Raw genomic sequence first — 17,435 nt, 5'->3', positions numbered from 1 at the left:
GGTTCCTCTCACGGCGGTCGTCGATAGCGTAGCGAGCGTGACCGACACCTCCTCCTCCTCGTCCCCCGGCCTCCCCCGCGTCGACGTCGCCGTCATCGGCGGCTCCGGCCTGTACTCGCTCTTCGCGCCCGGCACGGCGAGGAGCCACGTCGTCGAGACGCCCTACGGGCCGACGTCGAGCGAGGTGACGATCGGCGAGATGGGCGGCAAGACCGTCGCGTTCCTCACCCGGCACGGCAAGGGCCACTCCGTGCCGCCGCACCGCATCGACTTCCGCGCGAACGTCTGGGCCCTCGCCTCGCTCGGCGCGAAGGCGGTCGTGTCGTCGTCCGCCGTGGGCGGGGTCAGCCCCGAGTACCCGCCGGGCACCATGGTCGTCACCGACCAGTTCATCGACCGCACGTGGGGCCGTCCCGACACCTTCTTCGACGTCGAGGGCGGGGTGCAGCACCTCGTCGCCGCCGACCCGTTCGACCCGGTGCTGCGGGCCGCCGCCGTCACGGCCCTCGAGGCCCAGGGCGAGCCGTTCGCCCCGACCGGCACCTGCGTCGTCATCCAGGGCCCGCGCTTCTCGACCCGGGCCGAGTCGCTCTGGTTCCGCGCCGCCGGGGCGCACACGATCAACATGACGATGTACCCGGAGGTGCCCCTCACCCTCGAGCTCGGCATGGGCGCCGTCAACATCTCGTTCGTCACCGACAGCGACGCCGGCCTCGCGCCCGAGGAGGGCCAGGAGGGCACCGACGACGACGCGGTCAGCCACCAGCTCGTGATGGAGCGCCTCGCCGCGGCCCAGCCGCGCATCGTCGCTGCCATCGAGGCGATCGTCGCCGGGCTGCCGGCCGACTACGCGCCGCGCGAGCTAGTTCCTGCGGCCGCGACCGCGGCGGTGCTCGCGCGCCCCGTGCGGTCGGCGACGTCGTGAGCGACGCGACGGGCGCCTCCGGGGCGACGGCTCCCGCCGACCCGACCAGCGCCTCCTCGTCGCCCGGGCTGCTGCTCGTGACGGGCGGCGCCGGCTTCATCGGCTCGGCCGTCGTCGAGCAGGCCCTTGACCGCGGTTGGTCCGTGCGGGTGCTCGACTCGCTGCGGCCCGACGTGCACGGCGGCCCGCCCACGCTCGACCCTCGGGTCGACTTCGTCCACGGGGACGTCCGCGACGCAGCGGTCGTCGACGCCGCGCTCGTCGGCGTCGACGCGGTCTGCCACCAGGCGGCCAAGGTCGGCCTCGGCGTCGACTTCCAGGACGCTCCGGACTACGTCGACAGCAACGAGCACGGCACGGCCGTGCTGCTCGCCGCGATGGACCGGGCGGGCGTCGACCGGCTCGTCGTCGCCTCGTCGATGGTCGTCTACGGCGAGGGCAGCTACCGCACGAGCGCAGGCGAGACCGAGCGACCGGCCCCCCGTCGCGTCGCCGACCTCGACGCCGGCGTCTTCGACCCGCGCGACGCCGACGGCGAGCTGCTCGAGCCGCAGCTGATCGCGGAGGACGCCCCGCTCGACCCGCGCAACGTCTACGCGATCACGAAGCTGACGCAGGAGCACCTGTCGACCTCGTGGGCCCGCAGCACCGGCGGCCGCGCCGCCGCCCTGCGCTACCACAACGTCTACGGGCCGGGCATGCCGCAGAACACCCCCTACGCCGGGGTGGCGTCGCTGTTCCGCTCCGCGCTCGAGCGCGGCGAGGCGCCCCGCGTCTACGAGGACGGCGCCCAGCGGCGCGACTTCGTGCACGTGCGCGACATCGCCTCGGCCAACCTCACGGCCCTCGACTGGACGGCCACGCAGCAGCCCGACTCGTTCCGGGCGTTCAACGTCGGCAGCGGCACCGTGCACACGATCGGCGAGATGGCGGAGGCGCTGGCCCGCGAGGCCGGCGGGCCTGCTCCCGTGGTCACCGGCCAGTACCGCGCGGGCGACGTGCGCCACGTCACCGCGTCGTCGGCCCGCCTCCGGGACGAGCTCGGCTGGAGCCCGGCCGTGTCGTTCGAGCAGGGCATGCGCGAGTTCGCGACGGCCCCGTTGCGCGCCGCCGTCGGAAGCTGACGCCGCGCCGGCACGTCCTGAGGGGCAGCACGGGCCAGTTCGTCGTCGACGGTCCGTCGACACGGACCGTGCGGGACGGACCCGCCCGTGTTCTGTGCCCGGGCAGGCCGGGCGGACCGAGCAGGGTCGGCCACCCCCCGTCCGGGGCAGGCTCGGCCCCTCCCAAGGCGGTGTCCGTATCGTCGACAGGATGAGCAGTCCCCAGGTCGACGTCGTGCTCCCCTGTCTCGACGAGGCAGGGGCGCTGCCCTGGGTGCTCGGGCGCCTGCCCGAGGGCTGGCGCGCGATCGTCGTCGACAACGGCTCGACGGACGGCTCGGCCGACGTCGCCCGCGAGCACGGCGCCCTGGTCGTCGAGGAGGCGCGTCGCGGCTTCGGCGCAGCCGCCCATGCCGGTCTCGAGGCCGCCACCGCCCCCTACGTGGCCTTCTGCGACGCCGACGCGTCGATGGACCCCGCCGACCTGCCGACGCTCGCCGCCCCTGTGCTGGCAGGCGAGGCAGAGCTCGTGCTCGGGCGGCGACGCCCCACGGCGCGCGGCGCCTGGCCGTTCCACGCCCGTGTCGCGAACCGCGTGCTCGCGCACCTGATGCGCCGCGCCTCCGGCGTCGCCCTGCACGACCTCGGCCCGATGCGCGTCGCCAGCCGCGAGGGGCTGCTCGGCCTCGGCCTCCTCGACCGCCGGAGCGGCTACCCCCTCGAGATGGTGCTGCGCGCCTCCGAGGCGGGCTGGCGCATCCACGAGCTCGACGTGCCGTACTCGCCGCGCGTCGGCCGCAGCAAGGTGACCGGCACGATCCGCGGCACCGCGCGGGCCGTCGAGGACATGTCGCGGCTGCTGAGGGAGGCAGGCCGATGACGACCGTCGTGGTGATCTGCAAGGAGACCCTGCCGGGCAAGGTCAAGACGCGCCTGCACCCTCCCCTGACCCTCGAGCAGGCCGCCGAGGTGGCGGCCGCCGCGATCCAGGACACCCTCGCCGTGGTGCGCCAGCTGCCCGCGAGCCGACGCGTCCTGCTCTTCGACGGCAACCGAACTCCCCCCGGCTCCGAAGACTTCGATGTGATCCACCAGATCGGCGGCGGCCTCGACGCACGGCTCGGAGCCCTCTTCGACGAGGTCGACGGCCGCACCGTGCTCGTCGGCATGGACACCCCGCAGCTCACGACGGCGGACCTCGCCCCTGCCTTCGACGACCCGGCCGACGACGTCGACGCCTGGTTCGGCCCGGCGAACGACGGCGGCTTCTGGGCGCTCGGCCTCGAGCGGCCCACCGGCGACCTGCTCCGCGGCGTCCCGATGTCGCAGGACGACACCGGAGCCCACCAGCTGCGCCGCCTCGCCGAGGCCGGGCTCCGCGTCCGCACCCTGCCCGAGCTCGTCGACGTCGACACGATCGACGACGCGCGGCTCGCCGCCGCCGCCGGCCCCGACACCCTCTTCGCGCAGGCCCTGCGCCGACTCGACCCCATCACCGCAGGCGGTCCCGACGCCTCCCGGCCCACCCCCGAGGAGACCCTCTCGTGACCATGACCGCCGACCCCCAGCCCACCTTCGGCTCCGGAGGCGCGGAGCCGTACGCCCGCGCCCTGCGCCGCGAGGGGCGGCTCCAGCTCGTCCGCTCGCCGGGCACCGCCCGCCAGGGCTCGCGCTCGGCTGCCGTCGCCCTCGACGCACCGGCCGACGCCGACGCCCTCGACCTCGACGCGTTCGACGTCGCCCGCTGGAGCCGCGGCGCGGACGTCGCCGACCTCAGCACCATCCTCGACGCCTCCTCCGTGCTCGACATCGGCTGCGGCCCCGCCCGGATGGTGCGCGCCGCCGTCGACCGCGGGCTCGGCGCCCTCGGCGTCGACGTCTCCGTCACCGCCGTCGCCATGGCCGTCGACGCCGGCCTCCCGGTCGTGGCGGGCTCGGTCTTCGACGCGCTGCCGGGCGAGGGGACGTGGGACGTCGCCCTGCTGCTCGACGGCAACATCGGGATCGGCGGCGACCCGACCGCCCTGGTGGCTCGCGCCTCCTCCGTGGTCGCCCCCACGGGGTCCGTGGTCGTCGAGACCGCGGCCGACCCGGCGGCCGACGTCGCCTACGACGCCCAGGTCGTCGACGAGCAGGGCCGCGCGAGCGCGACCTTCCCGTGGGCCGAGGTCGGCCGCGAGGCGCTCGGCCGGCACGCCTCCGCCGCGGGCCTGCGCGTGTCGCAGACCTGGTCGGTGGGCCGCCGCACGTTCTGCCGGCTCGTCCGCGCCTCCTAGGCCGGGAACCGACCCGGAAGCGACTCACCGACGCAGAACATCGCGTCGGTGCGTCGGTGCGGCGTCGCCTCAGCCGGGATCGAGACCGCGACGGCCTCAGGCGCACCAGGACCCGCGCGTCAGGCCGCGCGGCGCGCCTCGCGGCGGCGGGCCAGCACGGTCCACGCGACCACGGCGAGCGCCGTGAGCACGACGACGACCAGCCAGGCCACGCCGAGCCGCACGCCGTAGTCGAACGGCAGCACGGTGTCGTTCTTCGGCCCCCGCGCCTTCGCGATGATCTCGGGCACGACGACCAGCGTCAGCACGACCCCGAGGACGATCCCGACCTGCACGATCGCGAGCACCGCCGGGCTGATGCGCCGCCCCGTCCGCCCGACGAGCAGGGCGATCCCGGCGACGACCGGGGCGATGATGGCGTCGTGCGCGATCACGGCGCCGATCAGCCAGACGAGCAGCCCGCCGTAGCGGGTGGGCGACACGGTCTCGGTGAGCACCCAGCCGCCGAGGCCGATCAGGGCGACGCCGACGACGACCAGCACGGCCCGGGCGACGCGCACCCCGCGCCCGGAGGATCCAGAGCCGGAGGCGGAGGACGAGGGAACGGCGGGGACGGCCGACGAGCGCGTCATCAGATCACCTCGATCAGGCTGAGCCACTTGGTCTGCAGGACTCCCGGACGCCCGGGGGCGATCATCCGGGCGGGGTAGCCGTGCTCGATGTCGAGGCGGCCGCCGTTCACCTCGAGGGCGACGAGCGTGGTGGGGTCGTTCGCGTACTCGGGGCCCATGAGCATGACGCGGTAGCCGCCCTTCTCCTCGAGGCTCGTGACGCGCAGCGACCGGTCGGCCGGCGCTCCGACGAGCGCCATCAGCTCGACGAGGCGCGGGCCGCGCCACTGTGCGGTCTGGCTCCAGCCCTCGACGCACGAGATCGGGAGGCGCTCGTCGCCCTGGGCCATCGCCTCCAGGTCCGCGGCCGTGAAGGCCATCGTCCGCTCGCCGTGGGCGATCGTGAGGGTCCAGTCGGGGTCCATCGCGGTCTCGAGCACCTTGGCGGCCGAGGCGGTCCGGTTCACCGGCAGGTCGTTCGGGCCGATGCCGCGCTGGCGGGGACCGAAGGCGTTGAGCGGCTCCAGCGGCGTGAAGGACTGGCCGGCGGTGAGCGCGACGACGCCGACGGTCGAGGCACCGACCGCGCCGAAGAAGCCCCGGCGCGACACGCGGCTGCGAGCAGGGTCGCGCTCGGGCTCGCGGGCGTCGTCGATCCAGCGCGTGACGCGGCCGACCAGCCCGCGGGGCTGCGCGGCTGCGGGATCGGCCGCCGCGGGCTGCGAGGTCGAGGTCGAGATCGAGGTCGGAGCGTCGTCGCGGCGCATCCGCGCGAGCTCGCGCACGGCCTCGTGCTCGGCCCGCGCGGGGTCGAGCTCGCCCGCCGGCTCGACGAACCGGCCGTCGGCGTCGTAGCTGTCGCGGGCCCGCCAGTAGCGCGTGATCAGCGGGAGCTTCACGGCGATGTGGACGGCGAGCGAGCCGATGATCACGAACGACAGGGCGAAGTGCACCTGCTTGAACGGGAACGGCCACGGGTACCACTGGTACGTGTTGAGCAGGCCCGTGACGAGCTGCAGCACCGACGTCGAGATGAACAGGGCGATGGAGGCGCGCTCGAGCACCTGCACCGGGTGCCGCACCGGAGGGTGCTGGAACAGCTGCGGGAACACGGCGTGCAGCTTGCCGAGCAGCAGCGGGATCGACGCGATGCCGGCCGTGATGTGGATGCCCTGCGTCACCTGGTAGAGCCAGACGGGCGAGGTGGGGAACCGCATCCACGATGCGGGCTCCTGCAGGAAATGGCTGTAGAGGCCGGTCAGCAGGCAGACCAGGAACGCGACGGCCAGCAGCCGCCCGAGCACGGTCGCCGAGCGCGCGTTCCGCACCGGCGACGACGCCGCAGTGCGGAGGGTGAGGAGCAGGCGTCTCATGGGGTTCATCTCGGCTCGGCCGTGCGTGGTCGCGGACTCCCAGGCCGGTGTCGACCAGACTGGACAGGTGCGTACTCTATTCGCGGCCGTCGCCGTCACCGGATTGGCGGCGTCCGTGGCGTGGGGCGTTCTCGAGCTGGGATTCCTGCGGGAGGAGCTCCGCGCCTCCTACGTGGTGTGGACCGCGGTGTGCTGGGCGTTCTTCGTCGTGGCCCTCCTGCTGCTGCGCCGGGTGCCCGCGCGGGCGGTCACGGCGCTCGTGCTCGCGGGCACGGCCCTCGTCGGCGGCGCGGCCCTCGTCGGCGACCCGAACACGAGCACCGACCCGGCCCGCTACGCCTGGGACGGCATCGTCCAGGTGAACGGCGTCTCGCCGTACGCGCACACCCCCGACTCGGGTGAGCTGCGCGACCTGCGCCCCGACTGGATCTTCCCGGAGTCGGCGCCCTTCACCCGGGACGACGGCACGATCGGCGAGCGGTGCAGCCAGCCCGACCGGCAGATCCACCGCGCCTACGACACCGAGACGGGCGACGTCGTCTGCACGGCGATCAACCGGCCGGAGGTCCCGACGATCTACCCGCCCGCGGCCGAGCTGTACTTCGCCGGCGTGCGGGCCCTGGTGGGCCCCGAGGTCGGTTTCTTCCCGCTGCAGCTCACCGGCGCGCTGCTCGTGCTCGGCACGACCGTCGCGCTCGTCGTCACCCTCCGCCGCCGCGGCCTCGACCCGCGCTGGGCGGCTCTCTGGGGCTGGTGCCCGCTCGTCGTCGGCGAGGGGATCACCAACTCGCACGTCGACCTGCTGGGGGCCGTGCTCGTCGTCGCGGCCACGCTGCTCGTCGCGACCGGCCGGCGCTGGCGGGGCGGCATCGCTCTCGGCGCCGCCGTCGCGACCAAGCTCATCCCGGCGATCGCCGCTCCTGCCCTGCTGCGCCGTCAGCCGGCGAAGGTCGTCGTCGCCTCGATCGTCACGTTCGCCCTGCTCTACGTGCCCTACGTCGCCACGACCGGCTGGCAGGTGCTCGGCTACCTGCCCGGGTACCTCACGGAGGAGGGCTACCAGGACGGCTCCCGGTTCGTCTTCATGTCCGCGTTCCTGCCCGACGCGTGGACGACGCCCGTCGTCGCCCTGCTGCTGGCCGTGACGGCCGCCCTCGTCTGGGTCAAGACCCCGGTCGACAGCCCCTGGCTCGGCCAGCTCGTGATGATCGGCGTCGTGCTCGTGGCCGTCAGCCCGCGCTACCCCTGGTACGCCCTGCTGCTCGTGCCGTTCGTCGCGCTGACGGGGCGGTGGGAGTGGCTCGCGATCCCGCTCGCCCTGCTCGTGCGTCAGCTCGAGCCGTACATGGCCCTGCAGCGGGCGTCGCTGGCGACGGCGGTGCTCGTCATCCTGCTCGTGTCGCTCTGGCGGGCCGGGCCGGGCTGGTCCGAGCGGCTGGGGGACGTCGTCGTCTCCGACGCCCGTCGACTGCGACGACTCGTACGCCGTGGACCCGCACGTGCGGCGGTGATCTCCGACTGACGCCGCAGCAGCGGAACGAAACCGGTAGGATCGGCGCATGCCAGAGACCCTGTACCGCGTCAGCGAGGCCGCCGCACTGGTCGGCGTCTCGGACGACACCGTCCGCCGCTGGGCCGAGGCCGGGCGCCTCGTGCTCGTCCCGGGCCCCGGCGGACGCCTCGCGGTCGTCGGCTCGGAGCTGGCCCGCGTCGCGAGCGAGCAGGCGGCGCACGCCGCGCCTCCTCGCGGCGGTTCCGGGAGCGACGCCTCGGGCGCGGTCGTCAGCGAGCGCAACCGGTTCACGGGCATCGTCACGGCGATCGTCCGGGACACGGTCATGGCGCAGGTCGACGTCCAGGCCGGCCCGTTCCGGGTCGTGTCGCTGATCAGCAGGGAGGCGGCCGACGAGCTGGGGCTGGAGGTCGGCAGCCCCGTGGTCGCGAGCGCGAAGGCGACGAACGTGAGCGTCACGCTCGGGCGGCTGGGCGAGACGGCGCCCGCGCCCACCGAGACCGAGGGCGAGATCGCTCGATGACGACTGCACGCCGCACCCGCGCCTCCTCCGCCCGCGCGCCCTTCGCCCTCGCCCTCGCCGCCGGCGCTGCCGCGCTGCTCGTGCTGAGCGCCTGCTCCTCCGGGGGCGCGGGCGACGACCCGACCGCCTCGGGCACCCCCGTCGCGAGCCCCGCCGCCGCGCCGACCGGCGAGATCACGGTGCTGGCCGCCGCCTCCCTGACGGAGACCTTCGACGCCCTCGCGGCCGACTTCGAGGCGGCGAACCCCGGCACCACCGTCACCATCAGCTACGGCGGCAGCTCGGCACTCGCCCAGCAGATCGTCGCCGGGTCGCCTGTCGACGACTTCTTCAGCGCCAGCGCCGCCACCATGGAGACCGTGACCGACGCGGGCCTCGCCGAGGGCGAGCCCGCCACGTTCGCGCGCAACGCGCTCGAGATCGCCGTGCCCGCCGGCAACCCCGGCGGCGTGACCTCGCTGGCCGACCTCGCCTCGCCCGACGTGACCGTCGCGCTGTGCGCGGTCGAGGTGCCCTGCGGCGCGCTGGCCACGACGGTGCTCGAGGCCGAGGGCGTCAGCGTCACCCCGGCGACGCTCGAGCCCGACGTGAAGAGCGCCCTCACGAAGGTCGAGCTCGGCGAGGTCGACGCGGCGCTCGTCTACGAGACCGACGTCGAGGCGGCCGGCGACTCGGTCGAGGGGATCGCGGTGGGCGACGCGTCGATCCCGACCACCTCGTACCTCGCCGCCCGCCTCGCCGATGCCCCGAACCCCGACCTCGCGGAGGCGTTCCTCGTCTTCGTGCTGTCGTCGACCGGTCAGGACGCGCTCGCCGACGCCGGCTTCCGGGTCGGCTGACCCGGTCGCCGTGCAGCTGCTCCCCGACCGGCGCGACCGTTCCGGTCGACGCGACCGCCGCCTCCCCCGTGATCCGCGCCGGCGGCGTGACGGCGGAGCGCTGCGTGACCGGCGCCTCCCCGTCGCCGTGCTCGTGCCGGCGCTCGTCGGGCTGGCGCTGCTCGTGCTGCCGGCCGTGGCGTTGCTCGTGCGTGCCCCGTGGTCGACCCTCGGCCAGCGGCTCGCGAGCGAGACCGTGCTCGACGCCCTGCGGGTGTCGGTCACGAGCGCGCTGCTCGCGACCGCGATCAGCCTGCTGCTGGGCGTCCCGTTGGCGTGGCTGCTGACGGCCAGCGACGCGTGGCCGGCGGTCTGGCGGCGCCTCCTGCGGGCCGTCGTGACCGTGCCGCTCGTGCTGCCGCCGGTCGTCGGCGGCATCGCGCTGCTCTACCTGCTCGGGCGCAACGGCTTGCTCGGCCGCCCCCTCGACGCGGCCCTCGGCATCACGATCCCGTTCACGCTCGCGGCCGTCGTGATCGCGCAGACGTTCGTCGCGATGCCGTTCCTCGTGCTCAGTGTCGAGGGGGCGCTGCGCGGCGTCGACCGCGGGCTCGACGACGCGGCCGCCTCGCTCGGGGCGTCGCGCTGGTACGCGTTCCGTCGGGTGACGGTGCCCCTGGTCGTCCCCGGCGTCACCGCGGGAGCCGTGCTCTGCTTCGCCCGGGCCCTCGGCGAGTTCGGCGCGACCATCACCTTCGCGGGGACGTTCCCCGGACGCACCCAGACCCTCCCCACGAGCGTCTACCTGGCCCAGCAGAGCGATCCCGAGACGGCGGTCGCGATCTCGCTGCTGCTGCTGGCGGTCGGGGTCGGGGTCCTGTTGCTGCTGCGCGACCGGTGGCTGACGACGGGGGCACGGTGAGCGAGGGCGGGCTGAGCGCTCGGCTGCGGGTGGACCGCGGGTCGTTCGCGCTCGAGCTCGACCTCGACGTGGCCCCCGGCGAGGTCGTCGCCCTGCTCGGCCCGAACGGCGCGGGCAAGTCGTCCGCGCTCGGGGCGCTCGCGGGCCTGCTGCCCGCCGACGGGTCGCGGGTGGTCGTCGACGGACACGTCCTCGACGGGCGCGTCCTGGACGGGTACGGCCTGGACGGGCCCGGTGCGGACGACGTGCCGGTCGTCCGGGTCCCCGCCCGCGACCGCCGCGTCGGCACCGTCTTCCAGGACCACCGCCTGTTCCCGCACCTCACCGCCCTCGAGAACGTCGCCTTCGGTCCCCGCAGCCGCGGCGTCCCCGCCCGCACGGCCCGCGAGCTGGCCCAGGTCGAGCTCCGCAGGGTCGGCCTCGCGTCGCTCGCCGGTCGCCGACCCTCGGAGCTCTCCGGCGGCCAGTCGCAGCGCGTGGCGGTGGCGCGGGCGCTGGCTGCCGACCCGCGCCTCCTGCTGCTCGACGAGCCGCTCGCGGCCCTCGACGCCGAACAGCGCCCGGCCGTGCGCACGGCGCTCGCCGACGTGCTGCAGGAGGTGCGGGTCGCGACGCTGCTCGTCACGCACGACCCCGTGGACGCCGTCGCGCTCGCCGACCGCGTCGTCGTGCTCGAGGGAGGCGTCGTCGTCCAGCGCGGGACCCCGACCGAGGTGCTCACCGACCCGCACACCTCCTACGTGGCCTCGCTGACCGGGGCCACCGTGTGGACGCCGAGGGGGTCGTCGGCGACGGGCCACGGAGCTCGCGCCCTGCTGCCGGGCGGGCTCGCCGTCTCGTCGACGCGGCCCCTGGCGGACGGGCCCACGCGCGTGTCGGTGCCGGTCGAGGCGGTGACGCTGGTGGGGCCCGACGGGCTCGACGGGCGGGGCGGGCTCGACGGGCTGGGCGGGCTCGACGGGCTGGGCGGGCCCGACGGGCGGGCCGGGCAGTCCGGCCAGGCCTGGGACGACGGACCTGGTGAGCCTGCAGGAGGCGCCCTGCACGTCCCGATCCCGGCGCGCGTCGTGAGCGTCGAGCAACGCCTCTCGCGGCTGGCCGTGACCGTCGTCACCGACCAGGGGTCGCTCTCGGCCGTCGCCGAGCTGCCCCTCGCGACCGCCGACGGCGCCCGGCTCCGGCGCGGCGACCGGGTCGGGCTGCTGCTCGACCCGGAGCGCGTCACGATCGCGTGAGCGTGAGCGTGAGCGTGAGCGCCGGGGTCGGACTCCGTGATGAACCGCGAACCGCACCATGAACCGCGTTCTTTCTCAGTTCATGATTCGGTTCGCGGTTCATGCCGACCGACAGCGCGGCGCAGCGGCTTGCAGCGGCGCACGGCGGCGTCGCCTACTCTCAGGGGATGACGGTCTCGCTCGGTCTGCCCACGATCCCCCGCCGTCTCGCGGCGGGCGAGACGGCCGCCGCGAGCGCCGCCCTGCCGCCGCGTCCCGGGCCGGACTCGGCCCCCGGCCTGCTCGACCGCTTCGGCCGGACGGCGACCGACCTGCGCGTGTCGCTGACCGACCGCTGCAACCTGCGCTGCACCTACTGCATGCCGGCCGACGGCCTGCCCTGGCTGCCCAAGGACCAGGCCCTCAGCGCCGACGAGATCGTCCGGCTGGTGAGCATCGGCGTCCGCGACCTCGGCGTCCGCCAGGTGCGGTTCACCGGGGGCGAGCCGCTGCTGCGCGCCGATCTCGTCGACATCGTGCGGCGCGTCGCCGCCCTCGAGCCGCGACCCGACATCTCGCTGACGACCAACGCCATCGGCCTCGCCCAGCGTGCCCGCGCCCTTGCCGACGCCGGGCTGGACCGCATCAACGTGTCGCTCGACTCGCTGCACGCCGAGACGTTCGAGACGCTGACCCGCCGCCCGTTCCTCGACAAGGTGCTGGCCGGCGTCGACGCTGCGGCGGCCGCGGGGCTCACCCCGATCAAGATCAACGCGGTGCTGCTGCCCGGGGTCAACGACCACGAGGCGGCCGACCTGCTGGCCTGGTCGCTCGACCGGGGGCACGAGCTGCGCTTCATCGAGCAGATGCCCCTCGACGCGGACCGGACCTGGCACCGCGCCTCCTTCGTGACGGCCGACGACATCCGTGGCCGACTCGCCGAGCGCTTCGTGCTGAGCCCCCACGCCGCCCCGCGCGACGGTGCGCCCGCGGAGCGGTTCGACGCGGTCGGCCTCGGCGCGGAGTCCCACCTCGTCGGCACCGTCGGCATCATCGCGTCGGTCAGCGAGCCGTTCTGCGGCGACTGCCGTCGCACCCGCCTCACCGCCGAGGGAGGCGTGCGCAGCTGCCTGTTCGGCGACGCCGAGACCGGCCTGCGCGACCCGCTGCGGGCCGGGGCGAGCGACGCCGAGCTCGCCGACCTGTGGCGCGGCGCTATGTGGGCGAAGCCGGCCTCGCACGGCATCGACCGCGACGACTTCGTCCAGCCCGTCCGCACCATGAGCGCCATCGGAGGCTGACCGTGACCCGCACGACCCTGAGGTTCTTCGCCGCCGCGCGTGCCGCCGTCGGCCGGGACGAGCAGGTCGTCGACGTGCCGGACGGCGAGAGCGCGACGATCGGGCGGCTGCTCACCGAGGTGCGGCCCGTCGAGGGCACGTCGGCGGCCGACTGGCGCGACGTGCTGCTGCGCTGCTCGTTCCTCGTCGACGGGCTGACGACGCGCGACCGCGAGCAGGTCGTGGCCGACGGCGACGTGGTCGACGTCATGCCGCCCTTCGCCGGCGGCTGAGCCCGGACGCCGTTCCGCTCGTCAGGGGCGGGCGGCCGAGGAGGCGCGCAGCTGCCAGCCGAGCATGCCCCCGTCGAGCACGGCCACGTCGAACCCGTCGGCGACGAGCAGCTCCGCGGCCGCCCGGGCGCGCGGGCCACGGGCGCAGTACGCGATGACGGGGAGCTCCGGGTCGAGCTCGGGCCTCTGACGGGTGCGGACCCCGAGGCCCGCCGCGAGCACGTCGCCTGGCAGGTGCGCGAAGTCGTGCTCGTCGGGCTCGCGCACGTCGAGCAGGGTGAACGCCGCCTCGCCCGCGTCCCGCGCGGCGAGCAGCTCGGCGAGCTCGTCGGCGGACACGTCGGGGCTGCGGGTGCCGCGGGGCTGGTCGGCCAGGGGTGTCGGCGAGCCGGCCCGCGCCTCCTCGTGCCCGTCGCGCAGCGCCCCGGCGGCGCTGGCCGTCCGCACCTCGTTCGCCGCCGCCCGCTCCCGCGCGCGGTGCGGAGCGCGTCGGAGGCGGCTCTCGCGCCACGAGGCGGAGCCCGCGTCGATCGTCACGACCCGGCCGAGCAGGGGCTCGCCGACGCCCGTGACGAGCTTGACGACCTCGCTGGCCATGACCGAGCCGACGGTGCCGCAGAGCGGTCCGAGCACCCCGACGTCGGCGCAGGACTCGTCCCAGCCGCCCGACGGCGGCGACGGGTGCAGGTCGCGGTAGTCGACGTCGCGGCCGTCGGGCGCGGCGTCCCAGAAGACGCTGACCTGGCCGTCGAGCCGGGCGACGCTGCCCCAGACGACGGGCAGCCCCCGGGCCGCGGCCTCGTCGGCGACGACGTAGCAGGTGTCGAACGAGTCGCTGCCGTCGACGACGACGTCGTACCCGTCGAGCATCGCGGCGGTGTCGGCCGAGAGCCGGACGGGGTGCACGACGACGTGCGTGTCGGGGGCGGTCGCCCGCACGCGCTCGGCGGCGATCCGCGCCTTCGGCAGGCCCACGTCCCCAGGTCCGAAGAGCACCTGACGCTGTAGGTTCGACCGGTCGACGACGTCGTCGTCGACCACTCCCAGCGTCCCCACACCCGAGGCTGCGAGATATTGGACAGCCGGAGATCCCAGACCGCCGGCGCCGACGACCAGCACGCGAGCCGCGCGCAGTCGGGCCTGGGCCTCGAGGCCGAAGCCCGGCAGCCGCACGGTGCGCGACCAGCGCTCGTCGGTCTCGTCCCCGGCCACCGGCCCCGACGAGCCCGACGCGACCGAGACGAGAGGGGGCAGTGACGACATGGCAGACCTCCGGAGAACGGCCGCGGACGACACGACCCCGCCCACAGTAACCCGCGACGCGGAGCCCGAGCAGCCGCCGACGCGCTCGTCGCCCGCGCGCCTCCTGGGCCGTCGCCACGCCGACGCGGTGCTGATCGGCGTGCTCGCGACGCTGGTCTCCGGCGCCTTCCTGTGGGTGCCCTCGGTCTGGTACGACGAGGCGGCGACGGTCGTCTCGGCCACCCGAACCTGGGGCCAGCTCTGGGCCATGATCCACACCGTCGACCTCGTGCACGCCGCCTACTACGCGTTCATGCACGTCTGGTTCGACGTGTTCCCGTACTCGCCCACGTCGCTGCGGGTGCCGAGCGCCCTCGCCACCGGCGTCGCGGCCGGCCTGACGGTGTCGTTGACCCGCATCCTCGTGGACCGGCGCACCGCCGTCGTCGCGGGCCTGCTCTTCGTGCTGCTGCCGCGCGTGACCTGGATGGGCGGCGAGGGCCGCTCGTACGCCCTCTCGGCGCTCTTCGCCGTCGCGCTCACGCTCGTGCTCGTCGTGGCCGCCCGACGCACCGCCGAGGACGGCCACGCCCGCACCCGCCGGTCGATCACGCTCTGGTGGGTCGGCTACGCCGTGCTCGCCGTCGTCGCCTGCGCCTTCTTCCTCTACATCGCGCTGCTCGTCGTCGGGCACGCCCTGACCATGCTCGTCCGCGTGCTGCGCGACCGGCGCGACCACGCCGCCGAGCGCGCGGCCGTCGACGAGTGGGCACGCACGGGCGCCGTCGCCGTCGTGCCCGCCTCGGGCGCCACCTCCGTGCGGTCGTCGCGCCGGGCGCTGCTCGGCTGGTTCGCCGGGGCCGGGGTCGCCGGCCTGGCCAGCCTGCCGCTGGCCTGGTTCATCGCCTCGCAGAACAGCCAGGTCAGCTGGATCGAACGACCGAGCTTCAGCACGCTCCGCGGCGTGCTCGTGACGCAGTGGTTCCAGGGCAACGAGAACTTCGCGGTCTTCGCGCTCGTCTGCGCCGGCGCGACCCTCGTCGTGCTGTCGCTGCGCCTCGTGCCCGCCGCCCGCGGCTTCGCCGAGGTCGTGCTGCCGTGGATGGTCGTGCCGACCGTCGGCCTCGTGGGCGTCTCGCTCGTCGTCGACCCGCTCTACTCGCCGCGCTACCTGACCTTCGGCACGCCCGCCATCGCGATGACGATGGCCGTCGCGATCGCGGCGATCCCGTGGCGTCGCGTGATCGCGCTGGTGTTGCTCGTCGCCGTCGTGCTGACCTCGCCCACGTACGTCGAGCAGCGACAGCCCGAGGCGAAGGACTCGTCCGCGTGGGACCAGGTCGCCGACCTCGTCGCCGGCGAGCGGGCGACCGAGGCCCCCGGCACCCTCGAGGGGGTCGTCTTCGGACCCGTCCGACGCCACCCCAAGGCGACGTCGCGCATCATCCAGGACACCTACCCCGAGGCCTTCCGAGGCATGTCCGACTTCACGCTCGAGACGCCCGGCTACGAGACCGACGGCCTCTGGGAGACCCAGTACCCGCTCGGCGACGTGCTCGACCGCACCGACGACCTCGACGTCGTCTGGCTCATCACGAGCGACAAGCAGGACTGGCGGCCGCGCGTCACCGAGCAGCTCGGCTCGGTCGGCTTCACGCTCGACCAGGAGTGGGGCCTCACCCGCACCAACGTGCTCAAGTTCACGCGCTGAGCCGACGCGAGCAGAGGAGGCGCGTGTCGGCCGGTCCTGACCGGGCCGGCCCCCGACAGCGCGAGCCGCGAGGCGCGCCGCGACCGCGCCTCCTAGTCGGTGATGACGCGGGCGCCGTGCACGGGCCCCGTCGCCCGCACGACGGTGAGGCGGGCCGCGCTGAGCGCGATCTGCAGCTCGAGGGCCCCGTCGAGGTCGGGTGCGAGGAAGGCGACGGTGGGCCCGGAGCCCGAGACGATCCCGGCGAGGGCGCCGTTGCCCTCGCCGAGCTCGAGCACGCGGCCGAGCCCCGGCTCGAGGTGCAGGGCGGGCGCCTGGAGGTCGTTGTGCATCACGTCGGCGAGCAGGTCGGCGTCGCCGGCCCGCAGCGCCTGCAGCACGCCGGTGTCGACGACGGGCTGGCGCACCGGCGAGATGTCGCTCGAGTGGCGCAGCCGGTGCTCGTCCAGCTCGCGGTAGACGGTCGGCGTCGACAGCCCGAAGTCGGCCAGGGCCAGCACCCACTGGAACTGCCCCTTCGCGAGCGCGGGGCTGAGCTCGTCGCCGCGGCCGGTGCCGACGGCGGTGCCGCCCGCGAAGGCGAAGGGCACGTCGGCCCCCAGCTCGGCCGACAGCTTGAGCAGGTCGTCCCGGCCGAGGCCCGTGCCCCAGAGGGCGTCGCAGGCCAGCAGCGTCGCGGCCGCGTCGGCCGAGCCGCCGCCCATGCCGCCCGCGACGGGCACCGCCTTCTCGATGCTGAGGTCGACGCCGCCCCGGTAGCCGGTGGTCGTCGCGAGGAGGCGGGCGGCACGCACCGCGAGGTTGCTCTCGTCGGTCGGCACCCCCGAGACGTCGACGCCGGGGCCCGCGGTCACCCGGACGGTGAAGTCGTCCGCCTTGCGTGCCCGCACGTCCTCGTACAGCGACACCGCCTGGTAGGCCGTCGCGAGCTCGTGGTAGCCGTCGTCCTGCAGGTCGCCGACGGCGAGGAACACGTTGATCTTGCCCGGGGCACGGGTGTGGACCACGGTCGGGCCGGCCACGGAGCTCATGGTCCCAACCTAGTCAGTTCTGTCGGTCCCCCATGACCCGGAACGCCCGGGTCATGGCTTCGCGCGCAGGCTCGACGCGCTCGGGGAGCCGCAGACGGCTCTGCGTGAGGCTGACGCTGCACTTGTCGCCCGTGCCGGGCGAGACCATCAGCTGCAGGCGCACGTCGCCCTCGAGCCGCCACCGTGCCGTCGGGTGCCCGACGGAGCGACTCGTGGCCTCGGGTGCTCCCCCGGCGAACGACGCGAACCGCTCGACGCCGAGGTCGAGCAGCTCGAGGGGTCCGCCCCTCAGGCTGCGGCTCACCGCGACCGAGAACGTGCCGTCCGGCTGCTGCCCCGGGAGCCGCATTCCGCGGGCCTGCTCGTAGCGCACGGTGATCGACTGGGCCCACCAGCCGGGCACCTCGTGCTCGTCGACGAGGAGGCGTGCGATCTGCGCGTGGGACAGCCGCGTGGCGTCCGCGGCGTCGAGCAACGCGAACCACTGCTCGCTGCTGCGGCCCGTGCCCGAGGCCAGGCGGGCGTCGCTGATGACCGCGGGTCGCCTCCGCTGGTGGTCGTCGCTGCCCTGCGTGCTCACGCCGCCAGCCTGCCAGCGAC

18 protein-coding genes are annotated in these 17,435 nt (G+C 75.0%); 13 read left to right on the top strand and 5 right to left on the bottom strand.

The features are described from left to right. Window positions 1-37 precede the first annotated feature (37 nt). The 5 genes from IFT90_RS04025 to IFT90_RS04005 all read left to right on the top strand — a co-directional run bounded on the left by IFT90_RS04025 (window position 38) and on the right by IFT90_RS04005 (window position 4,304). The gene (locus IFT90_RS04025) at window positions 38-925 is read left to right on the top strand and encodes an MTAP family purine nucleoside phosphorylase (protein ID WP_192041063.1); all 888 of its coding nucleotides are present in this window, start codon (window positions 38-40) and stop codon (window positions 923-925) included. Window positions 926-993: 68 nt separating this feature from the next. Next, window positions 994-2,049 (top strand): NAD(P)-dependent oxidoreductase, encoded by a 1,056-nt coding sequence (locus IFT90_RS04020; protein ID WP_192041427.1) that lies wholly within the window; start codon window positions 994-996, stop codon window positions 2,047-2,049. A gap of 190 nt (window positions 2,050-2,239) precedes the next feature. Then, window positions 2,240-2,908 (top strand): glycosyltransferase family 2 protein, encoded by a 669-nt coding sequence (locus IFT90_RS04015; protein WP_192041062.1) that lies wholly within the window; start codon window positions 2,240-2,242, stop codon window positions 2,906-2,908. Continuing rightward, a complete protein-coding gene (locus IFT90_RS04010; RefSeq protein ID WP_192041061.1) occupies window positions 2,905-3,576 on the top strand; it encodes a DUF2064 domain-containing protein in 672 nt (223 codons plus the stop codon). Before IFT90_RS04015 ends, IFT90_RS04010 begins: the two co-directional genes overlap by 4 nt. Before the next feature lie 2 nt (window positions 3,577-3,578). Then, window positions 3,579-4,304 (top strand): bifunctional 2-polyprenyl-6-hydroxyphenol methylase/3-demethylubiquinol 3-O-methyltransferase UbiG, encoded by a 726-nt coding sequence (locus IFT90_RS04005; protein WP_192041426.1) that lies wholly within the window; start codon window positions 3,579-3,581, stop codon window positions 4,302-4,304. Window positions 4,305-4,423: 119 nt separating this feature from the next. On the opposite strand, the gene IFT90_RS04000 is transcribed toward IFT90_RS04005, so the two are convergent. Then, a complete protein-coding gene (locus IFT90_RS04000; protein WP_192041060.1) occupies window positions 4,424-4,936 on the bottom strand; it encodes a hypothetical protein in 513 nt (170 codons plus the stop codon). Continuing rightward, on the bottom strand, window positions 4,936-6,288 hold the full coding sequence (locus IFT90_RS03995; RefSeq protein ID WP_192041059.1) for a molybdopterin-dependent oxidoreductase: 1,353 nt from the start codon (window positions 6,286-6,288) through the stop codon (window positions 4,936-4,938). Before IFT90_RS03995 ends, IFT90_RS04000 begins: the two co-directional genes overlap by 1 nt. A 67-nt stretch (window positions 6,289-6,355) precedes the next feature. Here IFT90_RS03995 and IFT90_RS03990 point away from each other — a divergent pair, with 67 nt between their 5' ends. From IFT90_RS03990 to IFT90_RS03960, 7 genes are all read left to right on the top strand, one after another. Continuing rightward, window positions 6,356-7,810, top strand: coding sequence for a glycosyltransferase 87 family protein (locus tag IFT90_RS03990; RefSeq protein ID WP_192041058.1), 1,455 nt, complete (start codon window positions 6,356-6,358; stop codon window positions 7,808-7,810). Between the two features lie 37 nt (window positions 7,811-7,847). Then, a complete protein-coding gene (locus IFT90_RS03985; protein WP_192041057.1) occupies window positions 7,848-8,324 on the top strand; it encodes a molybdopterin-binding protein in 477 nt (158 codons plus the stop codon). After that, window positions 8,321-9,163 (top strand): molybdate ABC transporter substrate-binding protein, encoded by an 843-nt coding sequence (gene modA, locus IFT90_RS03980; protein ID WP_192041056.1) that lies wholly within the window; start codon window positions 8,321-8,323, stop codon window positions 9,161-9,163. The genes IFT90_RS03985 and modA overlap by 4 nt, the downstream gene beginning before the upstream one ends. Before the next feature lie 16 nt (window positions 9,164-9,179). Next, entirely contained in the window at window positions 9,180-10,064 is an 885-nt protein-coding gene (locus IFT90_RS03975; RefSeq protein WP_371812141.1) for an ABC transporter permease, read from the top strand. Then, window positions 10,040-11,299, top strand: coding sequence for an ATP-binding cassette domain-containing protein (locus tag IFT90_RS03970; protein ID WP_192041054.1), 1,260 nt, complete (start codon window positions 10,040-10,042; stop codon window positions 11,297-11,299). Before IFT90_RS03975 ends, IFT90_RS03970 begins: the two co-directional genes overlap by 25 nt. A 167-nt stretch (window positions 11,300-11,466) precedes the next feature. Then, on the top strand, window positions 11,467-12,579 hold the full coding sequence (gene moaA, locus IFT90_RS03965) for a GTP 3',8-cyclase MoaA (RefSeq protein WP_192041053.1): 1,113 nt from the start codon (window positions 11,467-11,469) through the stop codon (window positions 12,577-12,579). Between the two features lie 2 nt (window positions 12,580-12,581). Continuing rightward, on the top strand, window positions 12,582-12,851 hold the full coding sequence (locus IFT90_RS03960; RefSeq protein WP_371812085.1) for a MoaD/ThiS family protein: 270 nt from the start codon (window positions 12,582-12,584) through the stop codon (window positions 12,849-12,851). 21 nt (window positions 12,852-12,872) lie between these two features. Here IFT90_RS03960 and IFT90_RS03955 read toward each other — a convergent pair whose 3' ends face one another. Further along, complete coding sequence (locus IFT90_RS03955) at window positions 12,873-14,114, bottom strand: ThiF family adenylyltransferase (RefSeq protein ID WP_192041052.1); 1,242 nt, start codon at window positions 14,112-14,114, stop codon at window positions 12,873-12,875. Here IFT90_RS03955 and IFT90_RS03950 point away from each other — a divergent pair. After that, entirely contained in the window at window positions 14,113-15,804 is a 1,692-nt protein-coding gene (locus IFT90_RS03950; protein WP_192041051.1) for a glycosyltransferase family 39 protein, read from the top strand. The two genes, IFT90_RS03955 and IFT90_RS03950, sit on opposite strands and share 2 nt — an antisense overlap. 92 nt (window positions 15,805-15,896) lie before the next feature. On the opposite strand, the gene IFT90_RS03945 is transcribed toward IFT90_RS03950, so the two are convergent. Both IFT90_RS03945 and IFT90_RS03940 read right to left on the bottom strand, forming a co-directional pair. After that, window positions 15,897-16,835, bottom strand: coding sequence for a 4-(cytidine 5'-diphospho)-2-C-methyl-D-erythritol kinase (locus IFT90_RS03945; protein ID WP_192041050.1), 939 nt, complete (start codon window positions 16,833-16,835; stop codon window positions 15,897-15,899). A 13-nt stretch (window positions 16,836-16,848) separates the two neighbouring features. Then, the gene (locus tag IFT90_RS03940; RefSeq protein ID WP_192041049.1) at window positions 16,849-17,415 is read right to left on the bottom strand and encodes a hypothetical protein; all 567 of its coding nucleotides are present in this window, start codon (window positions 17,413-17,415) and stop codon (window positions 16,849-16,851) included. Between the last annotated feature and the right edge of the window lie 20 nt (window positions 17,416-17,435).

The organism is Frigoribacterium sp. CFBP 8766 (genome assembly GCF_014841435.1).
In the GTDB taxonomy this organism is placed as follows: Bacteria; Actinomycetota; Actinomycetes; order Actinomycetales; family Microbacteriaceae; genus Frigoribacterium.
This window is presented reverse-complemented; position numbering and strand designations above follow the sequence as displayed.

Excerpts from the sequence above, each read along its gene's own strand:
- IFT90_RS04010 (WP_192041061.1), top strand. The coding sequence starts at position 2,905 with ATGACGACCGTCGTGGTGATCTGCAAGGAGACCCTGCCGGGCAAGGTC.
- modA (WP_192041056.1), top strand. The coding sequence starts at position 8,321 with ATGACGACTGCACGCCGCACCCGCGCCTCCTCCGCCCGCGCGCCCTTC.
- IFT90_RS03945 (WP_192041050.1), bottom strand. The coding sequence starts at position 16,835 with ATGAGCTCCGTGGCCGGCCCGACCGTGGTCCACACCCGTGCCCCGGGC.
- IFT90_RS03950 (WP_192041051.1), top strand. The coding sequence starts at position 14,113 with ATGGCAGACCTCCGGAGAACGGCCGCGGACGACACGACCCCGCCCACA.
- IFT90_RS04015 (WP_192041062.1), top strand. The coding sequence starts at position 2,240 with ATGAGCAGTCCCCAGGTCGACGTCGTGCTCCCCTGTCTCGACGAGGCA.
- IFT90_RS03995 (WP_192041059.1), bottom strand. The coding sequence starts at position 6,288 with ATGAGACGCCTGCTCCTCACCCTCCGCACTGCGGCGTCGTCGCCGGTG.
- moaA (WP_192041053.1), top strand. The coding sequence starts at position 11,467 with ATGACGGTCTCGCTCGGTCTGCCCACGATCCCCCGCCGTCTCGCGGCG.
- IFT90_RS04000 (WP_192041060.1), bottom strand. The coding sequence starts at position 4,936 with ATGACGCGCTCGTCGGCCGTCCCCGCCGTTCCCTCGTCCTCCGCCTCC.
- IFT90_RS03985 (WP_192041057.1), top strand. The coding sequence starts at position 7,848 with ATGCCAGAGACCCTGTACCGCGTCAGCGAGGCCGCCGCACTGGTCGGC.
- IFT90_RS04005 (WP_192041426.1), top strand. The coding sequence starts at position 3,579 with ATGACCGCCGACCCCCAGCCCACCTTCGGCTCCGGAGGCGCGGAGCCG.
- IFT90_RS03955 (WP_192041052.1), bottom strand. The coding sequence starts at position 14,114 with ATGTCGTCACTGCCCCCTCTCGTCTCGGTCGCGTCGGGCTCGTCGGGG.